Annotated in this window: 18 protein-coding genes and 1 pseudogene; 5 read left to right on the top strand and 14 right to left on the bottom strand. The window is 74.0% G+C overall.

Annotated features, from left to right (window positions below; translation table 11 throughout):
* The first annotated feature begins 106 nt into the window (after positions 1–106).
* From ABD993_RS21075 to ABD993_RS21065, 3 genes are all read left to right on the top strand, one after another.
* Positions 107–5,419 (top strand): SpoIIE family protein phosphatase, encoded by a 5,313-nt coding sequence (locus ABD993_RS21075; protein ID WP_345421089.1) that lies wholly within the window; start codon positions 107–109, stop codon positions 5,417–5,419.
* Between the two features lie 201 nt (positions 5,420–5,620).
* On the top strand, positions 5,621–6,109 hold the full coding sequence (locus ABD993_RS21070) for a cysteine dioxygenase (RefSeq protein WP_345421086.1): 489 nt from the start codon (positions 5,621–5,623) through the stop codon (positions 6,107–6,109).
* Positions 6,106–6,474 (top strand): rhodanese-like domain-containing protein, encoded by a 369-nt coding sequence (locus ABD993_RS21065; protein ID WP_345421083.1) that lies wholly within the window; start codon positions 6,106–6,108, stop codon positions 6,472–6,474. The genes ABD993_RS21070 and ABD993_RS21065 overlap by 4 nt, the downstream gene beginning before the upstream one ends.
* Positions 6,475–6,484: 10 nt before the next feature.
* Here the strand turns inward: ABD993_RS21065 and ABD993_RS21060 are convergent, their stop codons facing one another.
* The 4 genes from ABD993_RS21060 to hrpA all read right to left on the bottom strand — a co-directional run bounded on the left by ABD993_RS21060 (position 6,485) and on the right by hrpA (position 14,226).
* Positions 6,485–7,672: an acyl-CoA dehydrogenase family protein gene (locus ABD993_RS21060; RefSeq protein WP_345421080.1), complete on the bottom strand. Its 1,188-nt coding sequence runs from the start codon at positions 7,670–7,672 to the stop codon at positions 6,485–6,487.
* 65 nt (positions 7,673–7,737) lie between these two features.
* On the bottom strand, positions 7,738–8,676 hold the full coding sequence (locus ABD993_RS21055) for a Gfo/Idh/MocA family oxidoreductase (RefSeq protein ID WP_345421077.1): 939 nt from the start codon (positions 8,674–8,676) through the stop codon (positions 7,738–7,740).
* An 8-nt stretch (positions 8,677–8,684) separates the two neighbouring features.
* The gene (locus ABD993_RS21050; RefSeq protein ID WP_345421074.1) at positions 8,685–9,857 is read right to left on the bottom strand and encodes a Gfo/Idh/MocA family protein; all 1,173 of its coding nucleotides are present in this window, start codon (positions 9,855–9,857) and stop codon (positions 8,685–8,687) included.
* A gap of 118 nt (positions 9,858–9,975) precedes the next feature.
* On the bottom strand, positions 9,976–14,226 hold the full coding sequence (gene hrpA, locus ABD993_RS21045) for an ATP-dependent RNA helicase HrpA (protein WP_345421071.1): 4,251 nt from the start codon (positions 14,224–14,226) through the stop codon (positions 9,976–9,978).
* 118 nt (positions 14,227–14,344) lie between these two features.
* Between hrpA and ABD993_RS21040 the strand changes: the two genes are divergently transcribed.
* Positions 14,345–14,500 carry a hypothetical protein gene (locus tag ABD993_RS21040; protein ID WP_345421068.1) on the top strand — a complete coding sequence of 52 codons (156 nt, stop codon included), beginning with the start codon at positions 14,345–14,347 and terminating at the stop codon, positions 14,498–14,500.
* Positions 14,501–14,675: 175 nt separating this feature from the next.
* On the opposite strand, the gene ABD993_RS21035 is transcribed toward ABD993_RS21040, so the two are convergent.
* From ABD993_RS21035 to ABD993_RS21025, 3 genes are all read right to left on the bottom strand, one after another.
* Positions 14,676–15,500 (bottom strand): serine hydrolase domain-containing protein, encoded by an 825-nt coding sequence (locus ABD993_RS21035; protein WP_345421065.1) that lies wholly within the window; start codon positions 15,498–15,500, stop codon positions 14,676–14,678.
* Between the two features lie 10 nt (positions 15,501–15,510).
* Positions 15,511–16,812, bottom strand: coding sequence for a M20 family metallopeptidase (locus tag ABD993_RS21030; RefSeq protein WP_345421062.1), 1,302 nt, complete (start codon positions 16,810–16,812; stop codon positions 15,511–15,513).
* 134 nt (positions 16,813–16,946) lie between these two features.
* Positions 16,947–17,426, bottom strand: coding sequence for a hypothetical protein (locus ABD993_RS21025; RefSeq protein ID WP_345421059.1), 480 nt, complete (start codon positions 17,424–17,426; stop codon positions 16,947–16,949).
* A gap of 61 nt (positions 17,427–17,487) precedes the next feature.
* On the opposite strand from ABD993_RS21025, the gene ABD993_RS21020 reads away from it, so the two are divergent.
* Positions 17,488–18,342: a DUF72 domain-containing protein gene (locus ABD993_RS21020; RefSeq protein WP_345421056.1), complete on the top strand. Its 855-nt coding sequence runs from the start codon at positions 17,488–17,490 to the stop codon at positions 18,340–18,342.
* Here ABD993_RS21020 and ABD993_RS21015 read toward each other — a convergent pair.
* The 7 genes and pseudogenes from ABD993_RS21015 to prpE form a co-directional block, all read right to left on the bottom strand.
* Complete coding sequence (locus ABD993_RS21015) at positions 18,329–19,501, bottom strand: MFS transporter (protein WP_345421053.1); 1,173 nt, start codon at positions 19,499–19,501, stop codon at positions 18,329–18,331. The two genes, ABD993_RS21020 and ABD993_RS21015, sit on opposite strands and share 14 nt — an antisense overlap.
* Before the next feature lie 52 nt (positions 19,502–19,553).
* Positions 19,554–21,131 carry an acyl--CoA ligase family protein gene (locus ABD993_RS21010; RefSeq protein WP_345421050.1) on the bottom strand — a complete coding sequence of 526 codons (1,578 nt, stop codon included), beginning with the start codon at positions 21,129–21,131 and terminating at the stop codon, positions 19,554–19,556.
* A gap of 31 nt (positions 21,132–21,162) precedes the next feature.
* Positions 21,163–21,354 carry a ferredoxin gene (locus tag ABD993_RS21005; RefSeq protein ID WP_345421047.1) on the bottom strand — a complete coding sequence of 64 codons (192 nt, stop codon included), beginning with the start codon at positions 21,352–21,354 and terminating at the stop codon, positions 21,163–21,165.
* Positions 21,351–21,755, bottom strand: a complete 405-nt coding sequence (locus ABD993_RS21000) for a hypothetical protein (protein ID WP_345421044.1) — start codon at positions 21,753–21,755, stop codon at positions 21,351–21,353. The genes ABD993_RS21005 and ABD993_RS21000 overlap by 4 nt, the downstream gene beginning before the upstream one ends.
* Positions 21,756–21,853: 98 nt before the next feature.
* Complete coding sequence (locus ABD993_RS20995; RefSeq protein WP_345421041.1) at positions 21,854–22,501, bottom strand: class F sortase; 648 nt, start codon at positions 22,499–22,501, stop codon at positions 21,854–21,856.
* Between the two features lie 80 nt (positions 22,502–22,581).
* A complete protein-coding gene (locus tag ABD993_RS20990) occupies positions 22,582–23,274 on the bottom strand; it encodes an excalibur calcium-binding domain-containing protein (protein WP_345421038.1) in 693 nt (230 codons plus the stop codon).
* A 107-nt stretch (positions 23,275–23,381) separates the two neighbouring features.
* Positions 23,382–23,563 (bottom strand): annotated as a pseudogene (gene prpE / locus ABD993_RS20985) (propionyl-CoA synthetase); the annotation flags it as partial.

The raw sequence follows: 23,563 nt of genomic DNA, 5'->3' as shown, positions 1-23,563 counted from the left end.
CCCCGCGGGCCCCATCCGGCCCCCGCGGGCCATGACGAGCGAACCCGCCGCCGAGCCGGCACGCTGGCACGCGGCGTCGATCCCCGGCGACGCGGAGGAGGGGCACGTGAGCGACCCGGACGACACCGTCCGGCCCAGGCTCGCGGGCGCGGACCCGGGGGACACCCCGCTCGGACCGCGCACCGACCGGCCCGCCGAGCTCGCCGCGGCGCTCGACCTGGCACACGGCTCCCCGCGCCCGATGGTGATCTGCTGGGGTCCCGAGCTGCTGCTGGCCTACAACGAGGCGTTCGCGGCGGCCGCGGGCGACCGGCACCCACGGGCCCTCGGGCGCCCGTTGGCGGAGAGCTTCCCGGACGTCGCGGAGCAGGTCGGCCCCCGGTTGCACCGGGTGTTGCGGACCGGCGAGCCCGACGCGGGCGAGCAGACCCGGATCGTCGCCGACCGCGGAGCGGGGCCCGAGGAGACGTACTGGCGGCACGGGATCGGACCGCTGCGCGTCGGCGGCCGGGTCGCCGGGATCTTCGGCGTGCTCGAGGAGATCACGCAGCAGGTGGTCACCGACCGGCGTGCCGCGCTGCTGTCCCGCCTCGCCGACGCGGGCCGGGACACGGGGTCGGTGGAGGAGGTCGTCGAGCGGGTCGCGGCGGTGCTGGACCGCGCCGAGGACGTCTCGTGGGCGGTGCTGGACGGCCCGCACGGCACGGTGACGGTCGGTAACCCGCCCGCGGAGCCCCGGATCGGTGAGGAGGGCCCCCTCGGAGACCGCGCGTTCGGCGCCCGGCTGACGGCGAAGGGGTTCGTGCTGCTCGGCGGGAACCCCCTGCGCCCCTTCGACTCCGAGCAGGTCTCCTTCCTGCGGGTCGCGGCCGCGCACCTGGACGCCGCGCTGGCCGCGGCCCCCGATCGGCCCGCGCCCCGGCTGGACAGCGCGACCACCGAGTTCTTCACCGGCGTGAGCCACGAGTTCCGCACCCCGCTGTCGCTGATCATGGGACCGTTGGAGGTGCTGCGCGGCTCGGCGGACCCCGCGGTGCGGGAGGAGGCGGGCGTCGCGCACCGCAGCGCCCAGCGGATGCTCAAGCTGGTCAACGCGCTGCTGGACGTCTCGCGGCTCGAGGCGGGCGGCACGGACGCCGGGTTCGCGCCGATCGACCTCGGCGCGCTCACCGCGGAGCTCGCCGGCCTGTTCGCCGCCCCGACCGACCGCGCCGGGCTGCGCCTGGAGATCGACTCCCCGCCCGCGGAACGTCCGGTCTGGGTGGACCAGGACATGTGGGAGAAGATCGTCCTCAACCTGCTCAGCAACGCGCTGAAGTTCACGTTCGAGGGCGGGCTGGCCGTGCGCACCCGGTCGGAGGACGACTGGTTCGTCCTCGAGGTCGCCGACACCGGCACCGGGGTGCCCGCGGGCGAGGTCCCCCGCCTGTTCGACCGGTTCCACCGCGTCCGCACCGCGCGGGCCCGCTCGCGCGAGGGCAGCGGGATCGGCCTGGCCCTGGTGCGCAACCTCGTCGAGGTGCACGGAGGCACGGTCGAGGTGTCCAGTGTGGACGGCTCGGGCAGCACGTTCACCGTGCGGCTGCCGTTCGGCTTCGCGCACCTCCCGGTGGAGAACATCACCATCGGCAGGCCCACCGGGGTGCCGCACCCGCGGCCGGAGACCTTCGAGCCGTTCGTCGCCGAGGCCCTGCGCTGGACCCCGGCGCAGGTGGACGAGCCCACGCCGCTGCCGCGCGAGGTGCCGGACATCCCGAGCGGGCGGGTGCTCGTCGTCGACGACGACCCGGACATGCTCGACCACCTGCGCAGGCTGCTGAGCGCGAACTGGTCGGTGCAGACCGTCGGCAACGGCGCGACGGCGCTGGAGATGGCCACCGCCGATCCACCGGACCTCGTCGTCGCGGACGTGATGATGCCCGAGCCGGACGGCATCACCCTGCTGCGCGCGCTGCGGGCCAACGCGCGCACGGCGGGCCTGCCGGTCGTGCTGCTGTCCGCGCGGGCGGGCGAGGAGGCCGCGGTCGAGGGCCTCGCCGCAGGCGCGGACGACTACCTGGTCAAGCCCTTCTCCGCCCGCGAGCTGCTGGCCCGGGTGGCCAACCACCTGCAGCTGGGCCGGGTCCGCCGGGACGCCGAGCTGCGCTTCCGCGCCATGGCCGACTCCACCCCCGCGCTGATCTGGGTGGACGACGCGGGCGGGCACCGCGTCTTCGTCAACCGCGGCTGGCAGGACTTCACCGGCGCCGACCAGGGCTCCGAGCTGGGCCTGGACTGGCGCGAACGCATCCACCCGGACGACCGCGAGCGGTACCGCTCGGTGGTCGCCGCGGCCACCCGCACCGGGGCGCCCTTCGAGGTCGAGTACCGGCTGCGCGGCGGGGACGGACGGCACCGCTGGGTGCTGGACCGCGGCGCGCCCATCGGGGACGGGACGCGCTCCGGCGGCTACGTCGGCGGGTGCCTGGACATCGACGCCCGGCACGCCGAGCAGCGCCGCCACCAGCTCTACGCCCAGCTCGGCGAGACCCTCGACCGCGAGGTCACCCGCGCGGACCGGTTCGCCGCGCTGGCCCGCACGCTGGTCGACGAGGGCCTCGCCGACTTCGTCAGGGTGCACGCGGACGACGGCCGCGGCATGACCGTACAGACCGTCGCCGCCGCCGATCCCGCGGTGGAGGCCGACCTGCCGCAGCTGACGAGCCTGCCGCTCCTGCACGAGATCGGGGACGATCCGGTCCTGCTGGACCCGCCGACGTTGGCCGCGATGCTGGCCCGGCTCCGCCCGGAGGAGCGTGCCGCCTGGGACCGGGCGGGCACCACGTCGGCGATGCTGATCCCGCTGCGCGCCCGGGGCGGGATGCTGGGCCTGCTCGGGGTGGCCCGCTGCGGGGACTCCCCGGTGCTCGCGGAGCCGGACGTTGCGCTGTTCGGCGAGCTCGCCCGGCGGGCCGCGGTCGCCGTGGACAACGCCCGGCTGTTCGAGCAGGAACGGGCCAGCGCGACCCGGCTGGGCCTGCTGCACACCGCGACCGCCGAGATGTCCGCCGCCGCCACGCCCGCGGAGGTCGCCCGGATCGCCGCCGCCCATCTCGTCGCGCTGCTGGACGCGCCGATGGCCGGGGTGTGGCAGTCCGGTGGCCGGGGGCTGCGGCTGTTGGCGCTGCACGGCTGGCGGGGAGACGTGCCCGCCGAGCTGCGCAGGGTCTCGCTGGAGGTGCCCAGCCCGGCCGCGGATGCCGTCGGGTCCCGCCGGGCGCGGTGGGCGGAGACCCACGAGGACCTGCGGGACCCGGGTGCCGCGCAGTGGCTGGCGCGGGCGGGGTTGCAGGCCGCGTTCTGGTTGCCCCTCGTGGCGGGGCAGCGCGACCTGGGGATGGTCGCCGTCGGGTTCACCGAGCCGCGGGTGTTCACCCCCCACGACCGGGAGGCGGCGTTGGCGGTCGCCGAGCTCGCCGCGCAGGCCCTCGACCGGTCCCTGCTGCTGGTGGCCGAGACCGAGGGCAGGCGGCTGGCCGAGCGGCTGGGTGCGGTGGCCACCGCGCTGTCCCGGGCCACCGACATCGAGTCCGTCGCGGACGTCATCCTCGCCCACGGCCGCTCCGCGATCGGTGCCGACGCCGTCACCGTCCTGCTGGCGGACGACGAGGGGAACCTGCACACCCTCGCCGCCGAGGGCTGGGCGGACCGGGGCGCGGGCCCGGTCGATGCCGCGCACCCGTTGGCCAGGGTGGTCCGCTCCGGTGAGCCGGTGTGGGAGGTCCAGGCCAGCCCCGAGCCCTTCCCCGTCCGCACCGCCGTGCCACTGCTGGTGGCGGGCCGGGCGATCGGCGCGATCGGCCTCGGGTTCAGCACCGACCCCGCGTTCGGGCCGGACGAACGCGGGTTCGTGCTGACCCTGGCCAGCCAGTGCGCCCAGGCCGTGCAGCGGGCCCGGCTGCACCAGGCCGAGCACGAGGTCGCCGTGACCCTGCAGCGCAGCCTGCTCCCGCAGGTCCTGCCGGACATCGAGGGGCTGGTCGTCGCCACCCGCTACAACCCCGGGACGGCGGGCACCGAGGCGGGCGGGGACTGGTACGACGTCCTCGACCTGCCGGACGGCCGGGTCGCGCTCGTCGTGGGGGACGTGGTCGGCCGCGGGCCGTCGGCGGCCGCGGTCATGGGGCAGCTGCGCAGCGCGCTGGCGGCGAACCTGGTCAACGGCCAGCCGCCGGCGAAGGCCCTCGAACAGCTCGACCTCTTCGCCCGCCGCGTCGCGGGCGCGCGGGCGAGCACGGTGGCCTGCCTGGTCGTGGACACCGGGACCGGGGCGCTGCGGTACTCGTGTGCAGGCCATCCGCCGCCGCTGGTCGCCGGGGCGGCCGGGATCCGGGTGCTCGACGGCGGCCGCGGCACGCCGCTCGGGGTGGTCGGGCGCCCGCCGTACCGCGAGGCGGACGGCCGCATCGACCTCGGCGAGACCATCCTGCTCTGCTCGGACGGGCTGTTCGAGCGCCGCTCCGAGGTCGTCGACGACGGCCTGGACCGGCTCGCCGCGACCTTCGCCGAGCTCGCCCACCACCGCCCGCCGGACATGGTGGACGCACTGCTCGAACGCATGCTGGACGCGGGCGGCGCGCCGGACGACACCGTCGTGGTGCTGGCCAGACGGGTGCGGCCCGCGGTGACCCGCACGATGCCCGCCGATCCCGAGTGCCTCGCCCCGATGCGCCGGGCCATCGCCGCCTGGGCCGCCGAGAGCGGGCTGGACCTCGACGCGACCACCGACCTGCAGCTCGCGGTGGGGGAGGCGGTGACCAACGCCGTCGAGCACGCGTACACCGGGGATCCGCAGCCCGGGGCGGACGCCGTCGCGCTCTCCATCGAGCTGCGCACCGACGGGTCGCTCGCGGTCCGGGTGGCCGACCACGGGCGCTGGCGCCCGCCGCCGGAGGACCCGGGCTACCGCGGGCGCGGGCTGGCGCTGATCCGCGAGCTCGCCGTGGACGTCGAGGTGCTGCCCGCCGACGACGGCACCGAGGTCTGGTTCCGGATGCCCGCCATGCCCGTGGAGATCACTTCCCGGCTGCCGGGCGGGCCCGCGGACGCCCCCGCCGACACCCCGTCGGGGGTCACCCGGCTGCGCCGCTGGGCGGACGACCACACCGTCCGCCTGCACGTGGAGGGGGACCTGGACCTGGCCGGGGTCGCCACCGTCCGCGCCGACCTGCTCGCGGCGCTGGAGCGAGGCGGCGCGCTGGTGCTCACCCTCGCCGCGGACACCTACGTCTCCAGCGCCGGGATCGCGCTGCTGTCCGAGCTGGTGCAGCGCGCCCGTTCGGCGGGCACGGACCTGTCCGTGGTCACCGCCTCCGACAGTCCGGCCCGGCGGATCCTGGTCCTCGCGGGGCTGGACACCCTGGTCGACACGACCGACTGAGCTGTCCGGACATTGACGCCGCGTTCCGGGCGGTGGGAGGCGGCTACCCGTCCGTGGCCGCGGTGTGTACAACTGGTGTCGTGATGCCCGCGTGGACCCTCGGCCCGATCTGGGAGAGCCGTCGCGCGCACCTGTTCGACCAGTGCTGTCGCACCGCGAACTGACCCCCGTTCGCATCCGCTCGACCACTGGAGAACGACCGTGCTCACGCACGCCCCCACGCCGCTGTCCCTGTCCGACCTCGCCGCGCTGACCCGTCGCTACGCCGACGAGGTGCGCCGCGGGGAGCACGCCGTCGAGATCGACCCGGTGCACCGCTGGTCGCGCAGGCTCTCGTCGGACGACGTCGTGGACGTCTGGCTCATCTCCTGGACCACCGACCAGTTCGCCGAGCTGCACGACCACGCGGGCTCCCTCGGAGCCCTCACCGTGGTGCGGGGTGCGCTCGTGGAGCAGCGGTGGGTCGCGGGTGAAGGGCTGCGGTCGCGGACGCTGCACGCGGGCCGGGGTGCGTCGTTCCCGCTCGGGCACGTCCACGACGTGGCCAACCCGGCCGCGGAGACCGCGGTGAGCGTGCACGCCTACTCCCCGCCGCTGACCGCGATGAGCTACTACGACGTGGCGCCCGGCGGGTTCCTGCGGCGCACCCGCACCGAGCTGACCGACGAGCCTGAGAAGATCTCGGCGTGAGCAGGATCGACGAGATGCTGGCCGCGGCCCGGACCAGGATCGACCGGGTCGGGCCGGAGCGGGCCGCCGCACTGATCGCGGACGGTGCCCGGCTGGTGGACATCCGGCCCGGCTGGCAGCGCGCGGACGAGGGCGAGTTCGCGGACGCGCTGGTCATCGAGCGCAACCACCTCGAGTGGCGGCTGGACCCCACCTCGGACGCCCACATCCCCGAGGCGGACTCCGCGGACCACGTGTGGATCATCGCCTGCTCGGAGGGCTACACCTCCAGCCTGGCCGCCGCGTCCCTGCAGGACCTGGGCCTGCACCGGGCCACCGACCTGATCGGTGGCTACCACGCCTGGAAGGCCGCCGGGCTCAGCTGATCGTCTAGCTCTAGCTGAAGGCGCCCAGCCCGGTGATGTCCTTGCCGACGATCAGCGTCTGCATGGTCTCCGTGCCCTCGAAGGTGTGGATCGCCTCGATGTCCGCCCAGTGCCGAGCGACCTGGTGGTCCAGCAGGATCCCGTTGCCGCCCAGCAGATCCCGGGCCGTGGACAGGATCCGCCTCGCCGCCCGGGTGTTGTTCATCTTGGCCAGCCCCGCGACCGTCGGCGAGAGTCGCCCCGCCTCGGCGAGCCTGCCGATCTGCATGCAGTAGAGCTGCATCCCGGTCAGGTCGGCGAGCATGTGCACCAGCCGCTCCTGCACGATCTGGAACTTCGCCAGCGGCTTGCCGAACTGGCTGCGCTCGGTGGCGTAGCGCAGCGCGGCGTCGTAGCCCGCGGTCGCGTGGCCCAGCGCCATCCAGGCGCAGATCCCGCGCGTGGTGGCCAGCACCCGGGCGCAGTCGGCGAAGGTGTGCGCCTCGGCCAGCCGGTTCTCCTCCGGCACCCGGACCCCGGTGAGCGTGATGTCCGCCTGGTGGATCGCGCGCAGCGAGACCTTGCCGGTGATCACCGTGGCCTCGTAGCCCTCGGCCGGCGTCTCGACGACGAAGCCCTTGACCTCGCCGTCGGAGGTGTCCCGGGCCCAGACGACCACCACGTCCGCGACGGCGCCGTTGCCGATCCAGCGCTTGGTGCCGTCGAGCACCCAGTGGTCGCCGTCCCGGCGCGCGGTCGTCTCCAGCGCGACGGAGTCCGACCCGTGGTCCGGCTCGGTGAGCGCGAAGGCCCCGAGCTTGTCCATCGTGGACATCGCGGGGAGCCAGCGCTGCTTCTGCTCCTCGCTGCCGCACATGGCGATCGACTGCATGGCCAGCCCGGCGTGCACGCCGAGGAAGGTGCCCAGCGACCCGTCGCCGCGATGCAGCTCCATGTGGACCAGGCCGCAGGCCAGCGGGCTCATTGCGGCGGCGCCGTAGCCCGTGATCGTCTCGCCGACGATGCCGAGCTCGGGCAGTCGCCGGACCAGGTCCCAGGGCACCTCGGCGCGCTCCCAGTACCCGCCCACCTCCGGGAGGACCTCGACGTCGACGAACTTGCGGACGGTGGCGAAGTGGGACCACTGCTCCTCGGTGAACTGTTCGCGCACCGAGAAGAAGTCCGTGCCCAACGCCTCGCCGAGATGGGCGTACTCCATGGGAGCAGCCTGGCATCCCGACGGGGCTACCGCACGGCCAGAGGGATCGCCGGTGCCGCGCACCCTCACGCGGACACCGCCGCCGGGCGTCCATCCTTCATGGACGCGATCACGGCCTCGGCGACGGCGGCCGCCCGCAGCCCGTCCCGCGCGGTCGCCAACGGGTTCGGCAGGCCCGCGGCGAGCGCGCCGACCCAGGCCTGCAGCTCCTCGCGGTAGGCGTCCGCGTAGCGCGGGCGCCAGTCGGCGGCGTACCCGGTGGCGTGGGTGCGGGCGTGGTCCACGACGACCCGGGCCGGGTCGGTGAGCGCGATCGCGCCCTCCTCGCCGACGACCTCGCAGCGGGTCTCGTAGCCGTACCGGGCGTTGAGGAACACCTCGAGCGTGGTGAGTACGCCGTTCCCGGTGCGCAGCAGCATGACCTGCGGGTCCTGGAACTCCCCGTGCGCGCTGCGGCCCGCGTGCCAGCTCACCTCGGTGATCGGCGAGTCCAGCAGCCAGGGCACCGAGTCGAACTCGTGGATCGCCGAGTTGGTGATGCTGGACTCGGTGGTCGAGCCGGGCGCGGAGGACACGTTGCGGCTCACGCAGTGCACCAGCAGCGGCGCGCCGACCCGGCCGATCGCGGCCTTGAGCTCGACGTGCGCGGGATCGAAGCGCCGCATGAACCCCAGCGCGATCAGCCCGCGGTCGCCCTCGGCCTCGACGATCCGCCCGCACTCGGCCACGGTCGGGGCGAGCGGCTTCTCGCAGAGCACCGGGCGGCCCGCCGCGAGGCAGGCGAGGACGAGCTCGGCGTGCGTCGAGTCGTGCGAGGCGATGATCACGGCGTCGGAGCCCGCGATGACGTCCGCCGGGTCCGTCGTGGCGCGGGCGCCGACCGGCTGCGCCGTGCTCGCGGCCCGCTCCGGGTCGAGGTCCGCGACGAGCGACACCTCGACGCCGGGGACGCTGCGGTGCAGGGTCCGGACGTGATCGGCCCCCATGACCCCGGCGCCGATCACCCCGATCCTCACAGGCTGACCCACGCGCGCTTGGCGGCGGACTCGGCCATGGCGTCGAGCAGGGTCGCGCTGCGGACGGCGTCGGCGAGGGTGGTGCCGTACGGGGTGCCCTCGGCCACGGAGCGCAGGAACCGCGCGGCCTCGATGACCTTGAGGTCGTCCGTGCCCATCGCGTTCGCGGCGCCGGGCTGGAAGGCGGCGAACTCGCCGTGCGCGGGCCCGACGTAGACGGTGCTCATCGGCTGGTCCTGGTGCACGTCGCCGAGCCCGACCTGCAGCTCGTTGAGCCTGCGGAAGTCCCAGGCGACGGATCCGCGGGTGCCGTGCACCTCGAAGCCGTAGGCGTTCTGGTCCCCGACTGCGACCCGGCTGGCCTCCACCACCACGCGGGCGCCCGCGGCCGAGCGGGCCAGCGCGCCGACGTAGTCCTCGTTCTCGACGGGGCCGGTCTCGCCGCCCGTCGCGCGGACGTGGCCCGCGGTGGCGCCGGAGGCCCTGGGGCGCTGCGGGATGAAGATCGCGGTGTCGGCGACGAGGGACTCGAACTCGCCGAGCACGTGGTAGGCGAGGTCGACGGTGTGCGCGGCGAGGTCGCCGAGCACTCCGCTGCCGCCGCGGGCGCGCTCGTAGCGCCAGGTCAGGGCGCCGTCGGGGTGGGCGGCGTAGTCGCTGAAGAAGCGGAACCGGGCGTGGGTGATCGTGCCCAGCTCACCGGAGTCGACCAGCTGCTTCGCGTGCTCGACGGCGGGGGCGTTGCGGTAGTTGAACCCGACCGCGCCCTGCACCCCGGCGGCGGCCACCGCGTCCGCGACCGCCCGGGCGTCCTCGCTGGTCAGTCCGACGGGCTTCTCGATCCAGATGTGCTTGCCCGCCCGCGCCATCGCGACGCCGATCTCGCGGTGCAGGAAGTTCGGCGCCGCGATGCTGACGACGTCGACCTCGGGGTTCGCCGCGATCTCCCGCCAGTCGTCGGTCGGGGTGGTGAAGCCGAACTGCGCCGCGGCCTCCTCCGCCCGGCCGGGCACCTCGTCGGCGACCGCGACGAGCCGCGGCGCGACGGGGAGGTCGGGGAAGTGGTGCAGCACCCGGGTGTAGGCCATGGTGTGCACCCGGCCCATCCAGCCCATCCCGGCGACACCCACTCCGAGAGGGCGCCGCGCCTGCGCGGTCGTGTCGGTCATCCTGGTCTCCGTCGTCGCGGGATCCGAGCAGCACTCAGGCTAGCCGGAGAACAGGACCAGTCAACACATTGTCCTTACAAAGATGCGGTCATCCGTGGGGCCGGACTCGCGGGGTGGGTCAGAGGGAGTCGAGGGCCTTCTGGATGCGTTTGATGCTGACCGGGTAGCGGGTCCTCATCGGGTGGGCGAAGAGGCTGACCCGCAGTTCCTCGATCATCCAGCGGATCTCGACGAGGCCGGGGGACGGGTCGACGCTCGGGGGGAGGGCGGCGAGGTCGGCCTCGTACTCGTCCGAGACGAGGTGGACCTGGGCGGTCCACTCGGCGTCCCGGGCGGGATCCACCCGCAGCTTGTCGATGCGGATCTCGATCGCCTGCAGGTAGCGGGTCACGTCCGCCAGGCGGGAGGCGCCCGCCCGCTCGGCGAAGCCCGGTCCGACGAGAGCGGCCAGCTGGGCGCGGATGTCCGCCGCGCCGTCTCGCGTGGTGGGGGAACGCAGGTCGGCCAGGTCGGCCTGGACGGGGTGCCAGCGGTCCAGCACCGCGCGCACCGCCTGCAGGACCTGCATCGTGGCGCTGCCGAGGTGCTGGGCGAACACGGCCTTCAGGCGCTCGAAACCCGCCGCGTCCCAACAGGGTCCGCCCGCACGGGCGATCAGATGGTCGGCCGCGCAGGTGACACAGTCCAGCAGCATCGCGTCCACGCTGCCGTGGGGGTTGCGGGACAGCGTGAGCTTGGCCTTGTTGTCCAGTCCACGTTGGACCTGCTTGGCGGGCGACGGGGTGGCGAGCAGCAGCAGCCTGCGGACGCCGCGGCGGTGCGCGGAGTCCCGCTCGGCCTCCGTCGCGAACACGCGCACGTCCACGGACGACCCGCGGTCGACGAGCCCCGGATACCCGGTGACGACGTGGCTGCCGCGACGGATCGCGTGCTCACGAGGCAGAACGGTCCCGCCGGTCTGTGAGCCGCCGGTCGTGGGGCCGAGGTCGGAGGGCCAGGTGGTGAGGCCGGTGCGCTCCAGGTCGCGCCCGGCCGCCGCGATCTCCGAGCGCACCTGCGGGGCGAACTCCTCGCGGAGCTTCTCCAGGTCCGTCCCGCGGCCGATCTCGCGGCCCTTCTCGTCGAGCACGCGAAAAGTCACGGTGAGGTGGTCCGGCAGCCGGTTCAGCTCCCAGTCCTCCCGCCGGATGACCACGTTGCGCATCCGGCCCAGCTCGCGCTCCAGCCCGTCCAGCAGCGGTTCGCCGCCGACCTGCAGGCGCGACAGGACCGCCTTGGCATGGTCGGGTGCGGGGGAGAAGTTGCGCCGCAACGCCTTCGGCAGCGTCTTGATCAGCCCCGTGACCAGCTCCTCGCGCAGACCCGGGACGAGCCAGGTGAAGGGCGTCGGGTCGACCTGGTGCAGCGCGGCGACCGGGACGTCGACGGTCACCCCGTCCGTGGCGTGGCCGGGCTCGAACGCGTACGACAGCGGCAGGGTGAGCCCGCCCGCGGCGACGTGGTCCGGGTAGGCGGCGCGGTCGATGCCCCGCGCGGCCTCGGTCTCCAGCATCTCCTGTGTGAAGTCCAGGAGATCCTTGCGCGGCTCCTTCCTCCACCAGGAGTCGAAGTGCCGCCCGGACACCACGGACGCGGGGATCCGCTTGTCGTAGAAGGCGAATAGCGTGTCCTCGTCCACCACGAGGTCGCGGCGGCGGGCGCGGTGCTCGAGTTCCTCGACGTCCTCCAGGAGATCGCGGTTCGCGCGGAAGAACCGGTGCCGGGTCTCCCAGTCGCCCTCCACCAACGCATGCCGGAGGAACAGCTCGCGCGAGACCTCGGCGTCGATCCGGCCGAAGTCCACGGTCCGGTCGGCGATCACCGGGATGCCGTGCAGGGTCACCCGCTCGGTCGCGACGGCGGACGCGCGCTTGCGTGACCAGCGCGGTTCCGAATACGTCCGTCTGACGAGATGTCCCGCGAGCGGCTCGATCCACTCCGGCTTGATCGACGCCACCGTGCGCGCCCACAGCCGCGAGGTCTCGACGAGCTCGGCGGCCATCACCCAGCGCGGCGGCTTCTTCGCGAGCGCGGAGCCGGGCCAGAGCGCGAAGCGGGCGTTGCGGGCACCGAGGTACTCCCGGGAGCCCCGGCGCTCCTTCGGGTCACGGCTCTTCTTGTCCGTCTCCTCCAGCAGCCCGACCTGCGACAGCAACCCGGACAACAGGGCCTGGTGGATGCGATCGGGGTCCGCGGGACTGTCGTTCACGGTCATCTTCGCCGACCGAGCGGCCTGGCGGAGCTGCCCGTGCAGGTCCCACCACTCGCGGATCCGCAGGTAGTGCAGGTACTCCTCGCGCAGCGTGCGGCGGAACCTGCTGCCGCTCAACGCCTCCCGCTGCTCGGCGAGGTAGTCCCAGAGCTTGGTGTAGGCGAGGAAGTCCGAGCCGTCCGCCTTGAAGCGGTTGTGCTGCTCGTCCGCGGCCTGGCGATGCTCGGTCGGCCGCTCGCGCGGGTCCTGCACCGACAGCGCCGCGGCGATCACCAGCACCTCGCGCAGGCAGCCGGTCCTGTTCGCCTCCACCAGCATGCGGCCGAGCCGGGGGTCGACGGGGAGGCGGGACAGCGACTGGCCCACCGCCGTCAGCTTCCCGTGGTCGACGGCGCCGAGCTCGTGGAGCAGGGCGAGGCCGTCCGCGACGTCGCGGGAGTCCGGCGGCTCGACGAACGGGAACGCCGAGATCTCACCCAGGTCCAGCGCGATCATCTGCAGGACGACGGCGGCGAGGTTGGTGCGCAGGATCTCCGGGTCGGTGAACTCCGGGCGGGCGTCGAAGTCGTCCTCGGCGTAGAGCCGGATGCAGATGCCGTCGCTCGTGCGGCCGCAGCGGCCCGCCCGCTGGTTCGCCGAGGCCTGCGAGATCTTCTCGATCGGCAGCCGCTGCACCTTGAGCCTGCGCGAGTACCGGGAGATGCGCGCGGTGCCCGCGTCGATCACGTACTTGATGCCCGGCACCGTCAGCGACGTCTCGGCGACGTTGGTGGCCAACACGATCCGGTTCCCCGCGTGCGGGGCGAAGATCCGCTGCTGCTCGGCGGTGGTGAGCCGCGCGTAGAGCGGGAGGACCTCGGTGTTCGGTAAGGACAGCGCGGCGAGCGCCTTCTCGGTGTCCCGGATCTCCCGCTCGCCGGGCAGGAACACCAGGATGTCCCCGGGGCCCTCGCGCTGCAGCTCGGTGACCGCGTCCGCGATGGCGTCGATCTCCTCCCGGTCCGGGTCGGCGTCCGGGTCGTCCGGGTCGACGACGGGCCGGTAGCGCACCTCGACGGGGTACGACCGGCCGGACACCTCGACGATCGGGGCCGGGTGGGCGGGAGAGCCGAAGTGCCGGGAGAAGCGCTCGGGGTCGATGGTCGCCGAGGTGATGACGACCTTGAGGTCGGGGCGCCGCGGCAGCAGCTGGGTGAGGTAGCCGAGGATGAAGTCGATGTTGAGGCTGCGCTCGTGGGCCTCGTCGATGATCAGCGTGTCGTACTGCAGCAGGTCCCGGTCGCCGGTGAGCTCGGCGAGCAGGATGCCGTCCGTCATCAGCTTGACGAGCGTGCGGTCCCCGACCTGGTCGGTGAAGCGCACCTTCCAGCCGACGACGTCCCCGAGCTCGGTGTGCAGCTCCTCGGCGATGCGGGTGGCGACCGTGCGCGCCGCCAGTCGGCGCGGCTGGGTGTGCCCGATCAGCCCGGTGACGCCACGGCCCAGCTCCAGACAGATCTTCGGCAGCTGGGTGGTCTTCCCGGAGCCGGTCTCGCCGGCGATGATCACGACCTGGTTGTCCCGGATCGCGGCGGCGATGTCCTCGCGCCGCGCGGAGACGGGGAGCTGCTCGGGATAGCTGATCCGCGGGACGGCGGCCCGGCGGCGTTCGAGGCGGTGCTCGGCGGTGGCGACCGCCTCCGCCACCGCCTGCTGGGCGCGGCCGTTCCCGGAGCGTCGGGCGCCCTGCAGGCGGCGGCCCAGGCGTTGGGCGTCCGTGCTGCGCAGTGCCGCGACGCGGGCCTCGAGGTCCGCCAGCACCTCGTCCGGCAGGGCGGGGACGGAGTCGTCGCGTGGCGGTCGCCGGTCGGTGGTCTCGGGACCGGCGGAGGACGTGCTGGTGGGGCCGGGCGCGTTGCCCCGCTGAGCGGGTGCGCTCCGGCCCCGGGAACCGCGCCGGCGGGGTCGTCGGCCGCGGTTCCCGTCGCCGCGCGCGGCGCTGCCGGTGGGTTCGGCTGCATCCTGCTGCGCGGCGGGTTCGGTCGCTGTGGTGGGAGCACCGGACTGGGAGGGGGAGTCCGCGCGGGGACCGGGGTCTCCGGCGCGCACGTTCTCCCCGGTGGAGGGGGTGGAGGTCATCGTGAGGTCAAGTCTGCCAAGTCGGGACAACGGCGTTGCGGTCGGCTCTGCCCGGCGGGCCCTCCGCACAACCACACCGCCCCTGGACTTGTTCCCCGGTCGGGGGTCTGATGGACGGATGGGCGATCCGGTCTGCTGGCTGGGCAGGCTCTGCCCCGAGTGCGGCGCGATGCCCACCGAGGACTCCCCGGAGCGCTGCTGGCGCTGCGCCGAGCCCTACCCGCCCCGCCGAGAGGAACCGGAGGACGGTCCGCCGCCGGGCGGGTCGGCCTGAGAGTTGGTGTCCGAGCCGAGCGCAGGTCGCCTCGCGGCGAGTTGCACACCGCGGCTCCAGCCTGACGGTATTCCGCGGCGGCGGTTATCTTTTGCGGCCCGGGGACACTGCTCGCCCGGCTCGGACACGCGGTACAACGGGCGACCCCGCCGGATGATTCCCGGGGTGGGCCGGGTCACCCGAGTGCGGCCACGATCCCGTCGTTGTAGGGGGTCCAGGCCTGCACCGCCCAGTCCCCGAACCTGCGGTCCGTGAGCACCGCGCACGCCGCCCCGAGCTCCGGGTCCACCCAGAGGAAGGTGCCGGACTGGCCGAAGTGCCCGAAGGTCCGCGGCGAGTTCGTGGTGCCCGTCCAGTGCGGGGTCTTGCCGTCCCGGATCTCGAAGCCCGCGCCCCAGTCGTTGGGCCGCTGGGACCCGTAGCCGGGGAGGACGCCGTTCAGCCCGGGGAAGACGACGGCGGTGGCCTCGGCCAGGGTCTCCGGCGCGACGAGTGTGGGGGCCTGCAGCTCGGCGGCGAACCGTGCCATGTCCGCGGCGGTGGAGAAGGCGGCGTGCCCGGCGGGGCCGCGGAGCTCGGTCGCGGTCATCCCCAGGGGGGCGCACACGGCCTGGCGCAGGTACTCCGGGAACTCGATGCCGCTGGCCTCGGCGACGGCCTCGCCCAGCACCGTGAACCCGGTGTTCGAGTAGATGCGCCGGGTGCCCGGCTTGGCCTGGATCCGCTCGGAGTCGAACGCCAGGCCGGACGTGTGCGCGGCGAGATGGCGGATCGTGGACCCCTCGGGCCCCGCCGGGTCGTCCCACTCGATCGCCCCCTCCTCCACCGCGATCAGCACGGCGTAGGCGGAGAGCAGCTTCGTCACCGAGGCCAGCCGGAACTCCCGGTCGCCGTCCCCCGCGGTGGCGAGCACCTCGCCCGACCTCCCGACGACCGCCGCCGCGACGTGGTCGACGGGCCAGTCCAGGAGCGCGCGGGTGGCGCGGGGGAGGTCGCTCATGGCCCCATCTTCACGCGAAGAAGGACGGCACGTCGATCGGCCCACCCTGCGCTGCGAACTCCGCGTGCACGGCGGCGCGGAGGTCCGCGTCGGCGAGGTAGTCCAGCGCGGTGAGCGCCAGGCCGTCGGCGCCGTCGCGCACTCCCCGGTCGCCGCCCTCGCCGCCCGCCGCCTCGGCGAACCCGACGGTGTGCAGCGCCTCGGTGGGCCCGGCGATCGCGAGCATCGGATGGATGGCGGGCATCCGGTAGGACAGGTTGCCCAGGTCCGTGGAGCCGGTGAGGAACTCCGGCACGATCCCCGGGGCGAGCGGGGCGCGGCCGCGCTCGACCTGGTTCGCCGCCCACCGCCCGGCCAGCGCCGTGTTCTGCCGGATCGGCAGGTAGGCGGGCTTGCCGTCCCAGGTCAGGTCCACGGTGCAGCCGTGCATCCGGGCGGCGCCGTGGGCGATCTCGGAGACGCGGTGGGCGAGGTCGCGCAGCGTGTCGGGCTCCATCGAGCGGACGTAGAACAACAGCGCCGCCCGGTCCGGGACGACGTTGGGGCGGGCGCCGCCGTCGGTGAACGTCCCGTGCAGGCGGTCGCTCGGCGGCAGGTGCTGGCGCAGTGCCGCGACGCCGGTGTAGGCCGAGACCGCCGCGTCCAGGGCGTTGCGGCCCATGAACGGCTGCGCGGAGGCGTGCGCGGCGACCCCGTGGAACACCATCTCCACCTGCCTGCGCCCCAGGAACGGGTGCATCGCCACGTCGTGGCTGAAGGGATGGAGCATCACGACGGCGTCGACGTCGTCGAACAGGCCGGCGCGGGCCATCGTCTCCTTGCCGCCGCCGCCCTCCTCGGCGGGCGTGCCGAACAGGGTGACGCGACCGGGTGCGCGGCCCGCAAGTCCGAGGAAGGCCCCGACCGCCGACGCCGCGATGACGTTGTGGCCGCAGCCGTGCCCGATGCCGGGCAGGGCGTCGTACTCCGCGAGGACCCCGATGTGCGGGCCGTCGCCGCCGGTGGTGCAGCGCAGCGCGGTGTCCAGGCCGGTCCCCACCTCGGGGTCGTGTCCGTGGCGGCGCAGGACCTCCGCGACGGCCGCGGCGGACCAGTGCTCCTCGAACGACGTCTCGGGGTGGGCGTGCAGGTCCCGGCTCAGCGCGACGAGCTCGTCCCCGAGCCCGACGACCGCCTCCCGCACCGGCTCCCGCAGGTCCGCCGGGGCGCCCGCGAACGGCGAGCCGAGCGGCTCCGCGGCCGCGACCGCCCGTTCGGTGGCGGCGACCAGGGCGCGGAGGTAGCCGTCGTCGGGTCGGTCGGGGCCGGTCATGGGCGGGAGGGTAGTCCCGCCCCACCGAACCCCCGCTGACCCGACACCACCGCCCGCGAGTGAGACACACCTGCCCGCGAGTCCGACACCGTGGCGCCGGAGTCCGACACCGGCGCAGGTGAGTCCGACGGATCTCAGTCCGAGGACGAGGACGACGAGCCGGAGTCCGACGACGACGAGCCGGAGTCCGACGACGACGAGCCGGAGTCCGACGACGAGGAGCCCGAGTCCGAGGAACAGGTCCCCGAGTCCGAGCCCCAGGAGCCCGATCCCCACGAGTCCCCGGGCCCACAGGAGCCCGCCGCGTCCGACGACCACGAGCCGCCCGGACCCGCCCACGAGCCCGCGCCCGTCCAGTCCGGGTACGAGTCCGGCCCGCTCGACCAGCCGTACGGCTGCGCCGTGCCCACCCCCGCCCGGTAGCCCTGGGGGACCCGCAGCCCGGACACGGCGCGTCGGGCCCGGGCGGTCGCGGTCAGCACCACCAGCGAGATCACCGAGGCCACGACGACGGGGACCGCGAAGAACACCGCGGGCCAGCCCATCACGAGGTACAGCACGCCGAACACGGCCAGGTCCGAGACCACGACCAGCGGCACGATCCAACGGGGCATCGGAGCCTCCTTCCACAGGGGACACGAACGGCGCCCGCCCCGCGCTACAGGGTCGTGCGCGATGGGTGGTGCCGGAGCAGCACTCACCGCGCACGGGCAGGATGCGGGGGTGGCGACGTGGCGGACCGGGACCTCGGGGTGGCGCTACCCGCCGTGGCGCGGCGTGTTCTACCCCGAGGGCCTGGCGCAGCGCCGTGAGCTGGAGTACCTGTCCCGGGCGGTCTCGTCGATCGAGATCAACGGCTCGTTCTACTCCATCCAGACCGCCTGGCCGAGCTGGCGGGACCAGACCCCCGAGGACTTCCTGTTCTCCGTGAAGGGGCCCCGGTTCGTCACCCACATGAAGCAGCTCAACGACGTCCGCGTGCCCGTCGCGAACTTCCTCGCCTCCGGTCCGCTGGCGCTGGGGCCGAAGCTCGGGCCGATCCTGTGGCAGCTCCCGCCGCGGATGATCTTCCGCCCGGACCGGATGCGGGCGTTCCTGGAGCTGTTGCCGCACACCACGTCGGCCGCAGCGGAGCTCGGGAGGGAGCACGACGAGCGCATCGAGCACCCGATGCTGGAGACCGAGGACCGGCCGCTGCGGCACACCGTCGAGGTCCGCCACGAGAGCTTCCGCGATCCGGCGTTCCTCGACCTGCTCCGCGAGCACGGCGTCGGGCTGGTGGTGGCGGACACCGCGGGCAAGTGGCCCTTCCTCACCGAGGTGACCGCGGATTTCGTGTACTGCAGGCTGCACGGCGCCGAGGAGCTCTACGTCTCGGGGTACACACCCGAGGCCCTCGACGCCTGGGCGGACCGGGTCCGCGGCTGGCTGGACCGGGACCTCGACGTGCTCGTCTACTTCGACAACGACGTCAAGGTCCACGCCCCGCGGGACGCGATCGCGCTGGCGGACCGGCTCAGGACGCGCTGACCAGCGCCTCCCGGTGGGCGAGGAGCATCCGCCTGCCCACCAGCACGCCGATCCCGGCGAGCACCATCGCCCCGGCCGCGACGAACCACGCCAGGGTGAACGACCCGTGGGTGGCCAGGAACCCGAACCCCACCGGGCCGATGAACCCACCCGCGTACACGCCGACCTGCACGATCGCCGTCGCCGCGGCGGGAGCGGCGGGATTGAGCCGGACGACGGCGAACTGCAGCAGCCCCGGCCAGGACCAGCCGAGCCCGAACCCGAGGACGACGCCGACGATCAGCGTGACCGGGCCGGGGATCGCGAGCAGCGCCAGCCCGACCGCCCCGGACAGCAGGGACGCCGCGACGAACGCGACGTGCGCGCCCTCCCGGCGGTCCGCCAGCCAGCCGTGCAGCATCCGCATGACCAGCCCCACCACACTGCCGAGCGTGAGCACCAGGCCCGCGAGCCCCGGATCGACGCCCTGGTCCACCGCGGCGGCCACCAGGAAGATGCCGAGCCCGGTGGCGCTCGCCGCGCCCAGACCCGCCGCGGCGCCGATCACGGCGAGCGCGGCGGTCGCCCGGTCCTGCGGGGCCGTGCGGTCCCGGGCGCCCGGCGCGGACCCGCGCGGCGCGGCGGCCAACGCGCACAGGGCCAGCCCCGCGGCGATCACGTACGCCCACCGCCAGCCGACGGTCAGCGCCACGCCGGGCACCGAGATGCCTGCGAGCAGGGTGGCCAGCGGCACCGACGCCTGCTTGACCCCGAACGACAGCCCCATCCGGGCCTCGGGCATCGACCGGGCGAGGGTGAGGTTGGACGACAGCTGGCCCATCACGTTGCACCACGCCCCGCAGAGCAGGATCGCGACGAGCGAGGCGTAGCTGTGCGCGGCGAGGCCGGTGAGCAGCAGGAACAACGCCGCCCCGACGACGGCGACCCGGCTCGTCCGGGCCGACCCCCACCGCTCGACGAGCCTGCCGACGGGCAGCGACACCAGGGCCGACACCCCGAAGTAGAGCGCCACGACCAGCCCGAGCGCCGCGGGGTCGAACCCGAGCTCGTCGCCGATCTGGACGGTCATGGCCCCGAGCAGGAACACGGGCAGCACGGTGGCGGTGGTGATCGCGACCGCCCCCGCGCCCACCCGGAGGGCGCTCTGCTCAGGACTCACGCTGAGCAACGCTAACCGACGACGGCCCCTCCCGAACCGCGATAACCGCCACTCAGCCGCGGTTGCGCAGCTCGAACTTCTGGATCTTGCCCGTGCTCGTCTTGGGCAGGGCGTCGACGATCTCGACGTCCCGCGGCGCCTTGTACCGGGCGATCGTCGACTTCACGTGGTCGATCAGCTCCTCCGGCGTCGCCTCGCCGCCCGGGGCCAGCACGACGAACGCCTTCGGGCGCTCTCCCCACTCGTCGTCCGGCACGCCGACCACGGCGGCCTCGAGCACCGCCGGGTGCGACACGACGGCCTGCTCGACCTCGATCGTCGAGATGTTCTCCCCGCCGGAGATCACGATGTCCTTGGCGCGGTCCCGCAGCTCGACGTACCCGTCCGCGTGCACCACACCCAGGTCCCCGGAGTGGAACCAGCCGCCCTCGAAGGCCTTCTCGGTGGCGGCGGGATCGTCGTAGTAGCCGGTCATCACGTTGTTGCCGCGCATGACGACCTCGCCCATGGTCTCGCCGTCCGCAGGCACGTCGGTCATGTCCTTGTCGACGACCCGCACCGAGTCCGTCTGGATCATCCCGACGCCCTGCCGCGACTGCAGCTTCGCCCGCTCCTCGGCACCGAGCCCGGCCCACTCCCGCTGGTACTGGTTGACCGTGTACGGCCCGTAGGTCTCGGTGAGCCCGTAGACGTGCACGATCCGGAAGCCCATCCGCTCCATCTGCAGGATCGTGGTGGGGCTGGGCGGGGCGCCCGCGGTCGTGACGACGAGCTGGTAGTCCAGCTGCCTGGCCTCCTCGGCCCGCATGATCGTGGTGACGACGGTGGGGGCGCCGTTGAGATGCGTGACGCCGTGCTCGGAGATCAGCTCCCAGATCCGGTCACCGCGCACCTCGCGCAGGCAGACGTGGGTGCCGCCGATCCCGGTGACCGCCCACGGGGTGCACCAGCCATTGCAGTGGAACATCGGCAGCGTCCAGAGGTAGACGCTGTCCGGGGTGAACCCGGAGTGCACGATCTCGCCGAAGGAGTTCAGGTACGCCCCGCGGTGGCTGTACTGCACGCCCTTCGGGCGGCCGGTGGTCCCGGAGGTGTAGTTGATCGAGATCGTGGACTCCTCGTCCTCGACCTCCCACGGGAGGGGGGTGTCGGCGCCGCGGGCGAGCAGGTCGTCGTAGCGCACGCCGGAGCCGACGCCGTCCCCCGGGTCGGCGGGGTCGAAGACGGTGATGATCTCCTCGACGGTCTTCAGCTCACCCGCCACGGGTGCCACCCTGTCGTGCAGCGCCCCGTCGACGACCAGCAGCTTCGCCCCGGAGTGGTCGAGGATGTAGCGGATCTCCTCGGTGGACAGCCGCGTGTTGATCGCGACCAGCACCGCCCCGGCCAGCGGCACGGCGAAGTGCGCGACGAGCATCTCCGGCACGTTCGGCATCAGGTAGGCCACCCGGTCCCCGGGTTCGATCCCGGAGCCGCGCAGCCCGTGCGCGACCCGGGTCGCCTCCGCCGCGAACTCGGCGTAGCTCGTCCGCCGCTCGCCGTAGACGATCGCGGTGTGGTCGGGGTACACCCCGGCCGACCGACGGAGCAGGTGCAGAGGGGTCAACGGCGTGTGCCAGACCGACGTCATCCGTCGATCCTGACACCTCGCGCCCGGGCGGTCACCCTTCGAGCGTGATCGCCGCCTTGGGACAGGCCCGCACGGCCTCCTCGACCTTCGACCGCAGCGACTCCGGCGGGTTCTCGTCGAGGACGTAGAGGAAGTCGTCGTCTCGGACCTCGAAGACCTCGGGCGCGGCCGCCATGCACAGCGCGTTGCTCTCGCAGAGGTCGAAGTTCACCGTCACCTTCATGGGCCCCATGGTGGACCCGCCGTGGGGATCCCGCGTGACTGAGGACACCCTTGCCGGGAATCCCTGCTGGTCACGGACGTGGCCCTGAGCGGGACGTCGCCGGGCGCGACCGCCCGCGTCGTCGCGCAGACGGGCGCGGGGTCCGCGGCCACGGCGGCGCGCGCGGCCGCGGCCAGCGCCGAGGGGGCCGGGGCGGGTGGGGTGGTCACCGGGAACAGGCCGGGGGTGACCCGGGGCGGGTCGGCGGGCGGCGTAGTCAGGGCGAGTGCGGTCGACCCGGTGGCGACCGCGGACACCGCCGGTGACCCGACGGCGACGGCGGACACCGCCAGGCAGCCGACGACGACGAGGCCGAGCGCCGCCGCGGACAGGGCGGCGACCCGGGCGCGGGAACGAGACATCGGTCCCTTTCGAGACGGGGGAGCGACGGCGCGGGGAGCGGAACCGTCGTTCCCTCATCGGGTGGGGGGAGTCTGCGTTACACGATCGGGTGACGCTCTCAGGTGGTCCCCGTGAGCCGGGCGTAGACGACGACGTTGTCCTGGTAGTTCCCGCTGCCGGCGTCGAACGCGCCACCGCAGGTGATCAGCCGCAGCTCGGGGGAGTCGGTGTCGCCGTAGACGTCGCGGGTCGGGAAGGCAGCCTTCGCATACTGCGCGACGCGGTACGCGGTGAACACGGCGGTCGTGCCGTCCGCGCGGGCGACGCGGATCTCGCCGCCCTCGGTCATGGCCTTCAGGTTCGTGAAGGCGCCGGGCACCCCCGCGTAGTCGACGTGGGCGGCCAGCACGGCCGGACCGACCGCACCGGGGGTCGGGCCGAGACCGAACCAGCCGACGGTGCGGGCGTCCGGCGGGACCTCGAGGGCGCCGGCCCGGTCGATGCCCAGCCTCATCAGCGGTCCCGACCGCACCCCGATCACCGGGACCTCCAGCCCGACCGGCTCCGACGCGGCCAGGGGCGCGGTCTGCGGTGAGACGACCGCCGGAGCAGCCGTCGCCGCAGCCGGAGCTGCCTGAGTCGCCGTGGTGGCGGGAGCGGCGGGGGCGCTGCAGCCGGTCGGAGCGGCGAACAGCAGGGCCGCGGCGAGGACCCGGGCCCGCCAGGCAGCCCGCTTGCGGGCGGCCTCTGCCCTGGCCGTCCGCACTGCGCCGATCCCCGCCGCCTGCGGCCGGGGTTCCGAGCAGCCGGGAACCGCGGGGCGGGGCGTCCGGGGCCGGGGTGTGGTCATCGGAGGCCGGAGCCGCCGGTCGCGACGCCGCCCAGCGGGAAGACAGCGACCTGCTGCCCCTCGGTGCCGAAGGAGTTCTCGCAGGCGATGCCGTCGTCGTCCGCGTCGAGGCGCTCGGGGTCGCTGAGGTCGTTCATCAACGCCGCCTGGGCCTCGGCCTGGGTGGGGAAGTCGGCGCAGTCGCGGTCGCGGCTCAGGGCCGGGGCCGCGGAACCACCGTCGCCGCCCGCGGACGCGAGGTGGACCGGCTCGGATGCATGGGTCGGCGTGGCGCTGGAGTCGTCGTGCGAGTCGTGGTGGGAACCGGCGGGTGCGTCGTCGTGGTGCTCGACGGGCCGGGCGGGGTCCTCGGTGGGCTCGTCGGTCGGCTCGGTGGTGGGCTCGCCGGTCGGCTCGGTGGTGGGCGGAGGGGTGGTCGTCGTGGTGGGCGGCGTGGTGACCGGACGGTGCGGCAGCGTCTCGCAGGCGACACCGTCGGGGCCTCCGCCGGAACCGCCGTCGAGGCCGTGCGGGTCGCTCGGATCCGCGTCCAGCACCTCCTGTGCGTCCTCCTGGTACGTGAAGTCGCTGCAGTTGTAGAGGTCGGCGGCGCCGGCCGGAGCAGCGAGGCCGAAGACGAGGGCGGCGGCGACGGTCGTGGTCACCGCGGCGGCGCGGGCGAACTGGCGTGCGGTCGCACGGGAGGGCATGAACGTCCAATCGGTCGGGCGCGGCCACGCCGTCGTGGAGCGGCCGTGCCCGACCTATCGGGCTCATCACCCCCGCATTACCCGTCTTCATCGAACTTGACGACGCGCTACTCCTTGCGCAGGACCGGGCGGAGGGCGTCGAGGACGTCGACGCTCTCGATCGTCGAGGGCACCGGCTCGTCGACGCCGTCGGCGATGCCGCGCATGGTCTTGCGCAGGATCTTGCCGCTGCGGGTCTTGGGCAGGGCCGGGACGACGGAGATCTCCTTCAGCGACGCGACGGCGCCGA

Source organism: Pseudonocardia xishanensis (genome assembly GCF_039541715.1).
Lineage (GTDB): Bacteria > Actinomycetota > Actinomycetes > Mycobacteriales > Pseudonocardiaceae > Pseudonocardia > Pseudonocardia xishanensis.
The sequence above is the reverse complement of the archived record's forward strand: the minus strand, read 5'-3'. Positions and strand labels throughout refer to the sequence as shown.

Bases quoted from the DNA above. Each gene is read 5' to 3' on its own strand.
- ABD993_RS21060 (WP_345421080.1), bottom strand. From the start codon at position 7,672: ATGGAGTACGCCCATCTCGGCGAGGCGTTGGGCACGGACTTCTTCTCG.
- ABD993_RS21050 (WP_345421074.1), bottom strand. From the start codon at position 9,857: ATGACCGACACGACCGCGCAGGCGCGGCGCCCTCTCGGAGTGGGTGTC.
- hrpA (WP_345421071.1), bottom strand. From the start codon at position 14,226: ATGACCTCCACCCCCTCCACCGGGGAGAACGTGCGCGCCGGAGACCCC.
- ABD993_RS21040 (WP_345421068.1), top strand. From the start codon at position 14,345: ATGGGCGATCCGGTCTGCTGGCTGGGCAGGCTCTGCCCCGAGTGCGGC.
- ABD993_RS21035 (WP_345421065.1), bottom strand. From the start codon at position 15,500: ATGAGCGACCTCCCCCGCGCCACCCGCGCGCTCCTGGACTGGCCCGTC.
- ABD993_RS21030 (WP_345421062.1), bottom strand. From the start codon at position 16,812: ATGACCGGCCCCGACCGACCCGACGACGGCTACCTCCGCGCCCTGGTC.
- ABD993_RS21025 (WP_345421059.1), bottom strand. From the start codon at position 17,426: ATGCCCCGTTGGATCGTGCCGCTGGTCGTGGTCTCGGACCTGGCCGTG.
- ABD993_RS21020 (WP_345421056.1), top strand. From the start codon at position 17,488: ATGGGTGGTGCCGGAGCAGCACTCACCGCGCACGGGCAGGATGCGGGG.
- ABD993_RS21010 (WP_345421050.1), bottom strand. From the start codon at position 21,131: ATGACGTCGGTCTGGCACACGCCGTTGACCCCTCTGCACCTGCTCCGT.
- ABD993_RS21005 (WP_345421047.1), bottom strand. From the start codon at position 21,354: ATGAAGGTGACGGTGAACTTCGACCTCTGCGAGAGCAACGCGCTGTGC.
- ABD993_RS21000 (WP_345421044.1), bottom strand. From the start codon at position 21,755: ATGTCTCGTTCCCGCGCCCGGGTCGCCGCCCTGTCCGCGGCGGCGCTC.
- ABD993_RS20990 (WP_345421038.1), bottom strand. From the start codon at position 23,274: ATGCCCTCCCGTGCGACCGCACGCCAGTTCGCCCGCGCCGCCGCGGTG.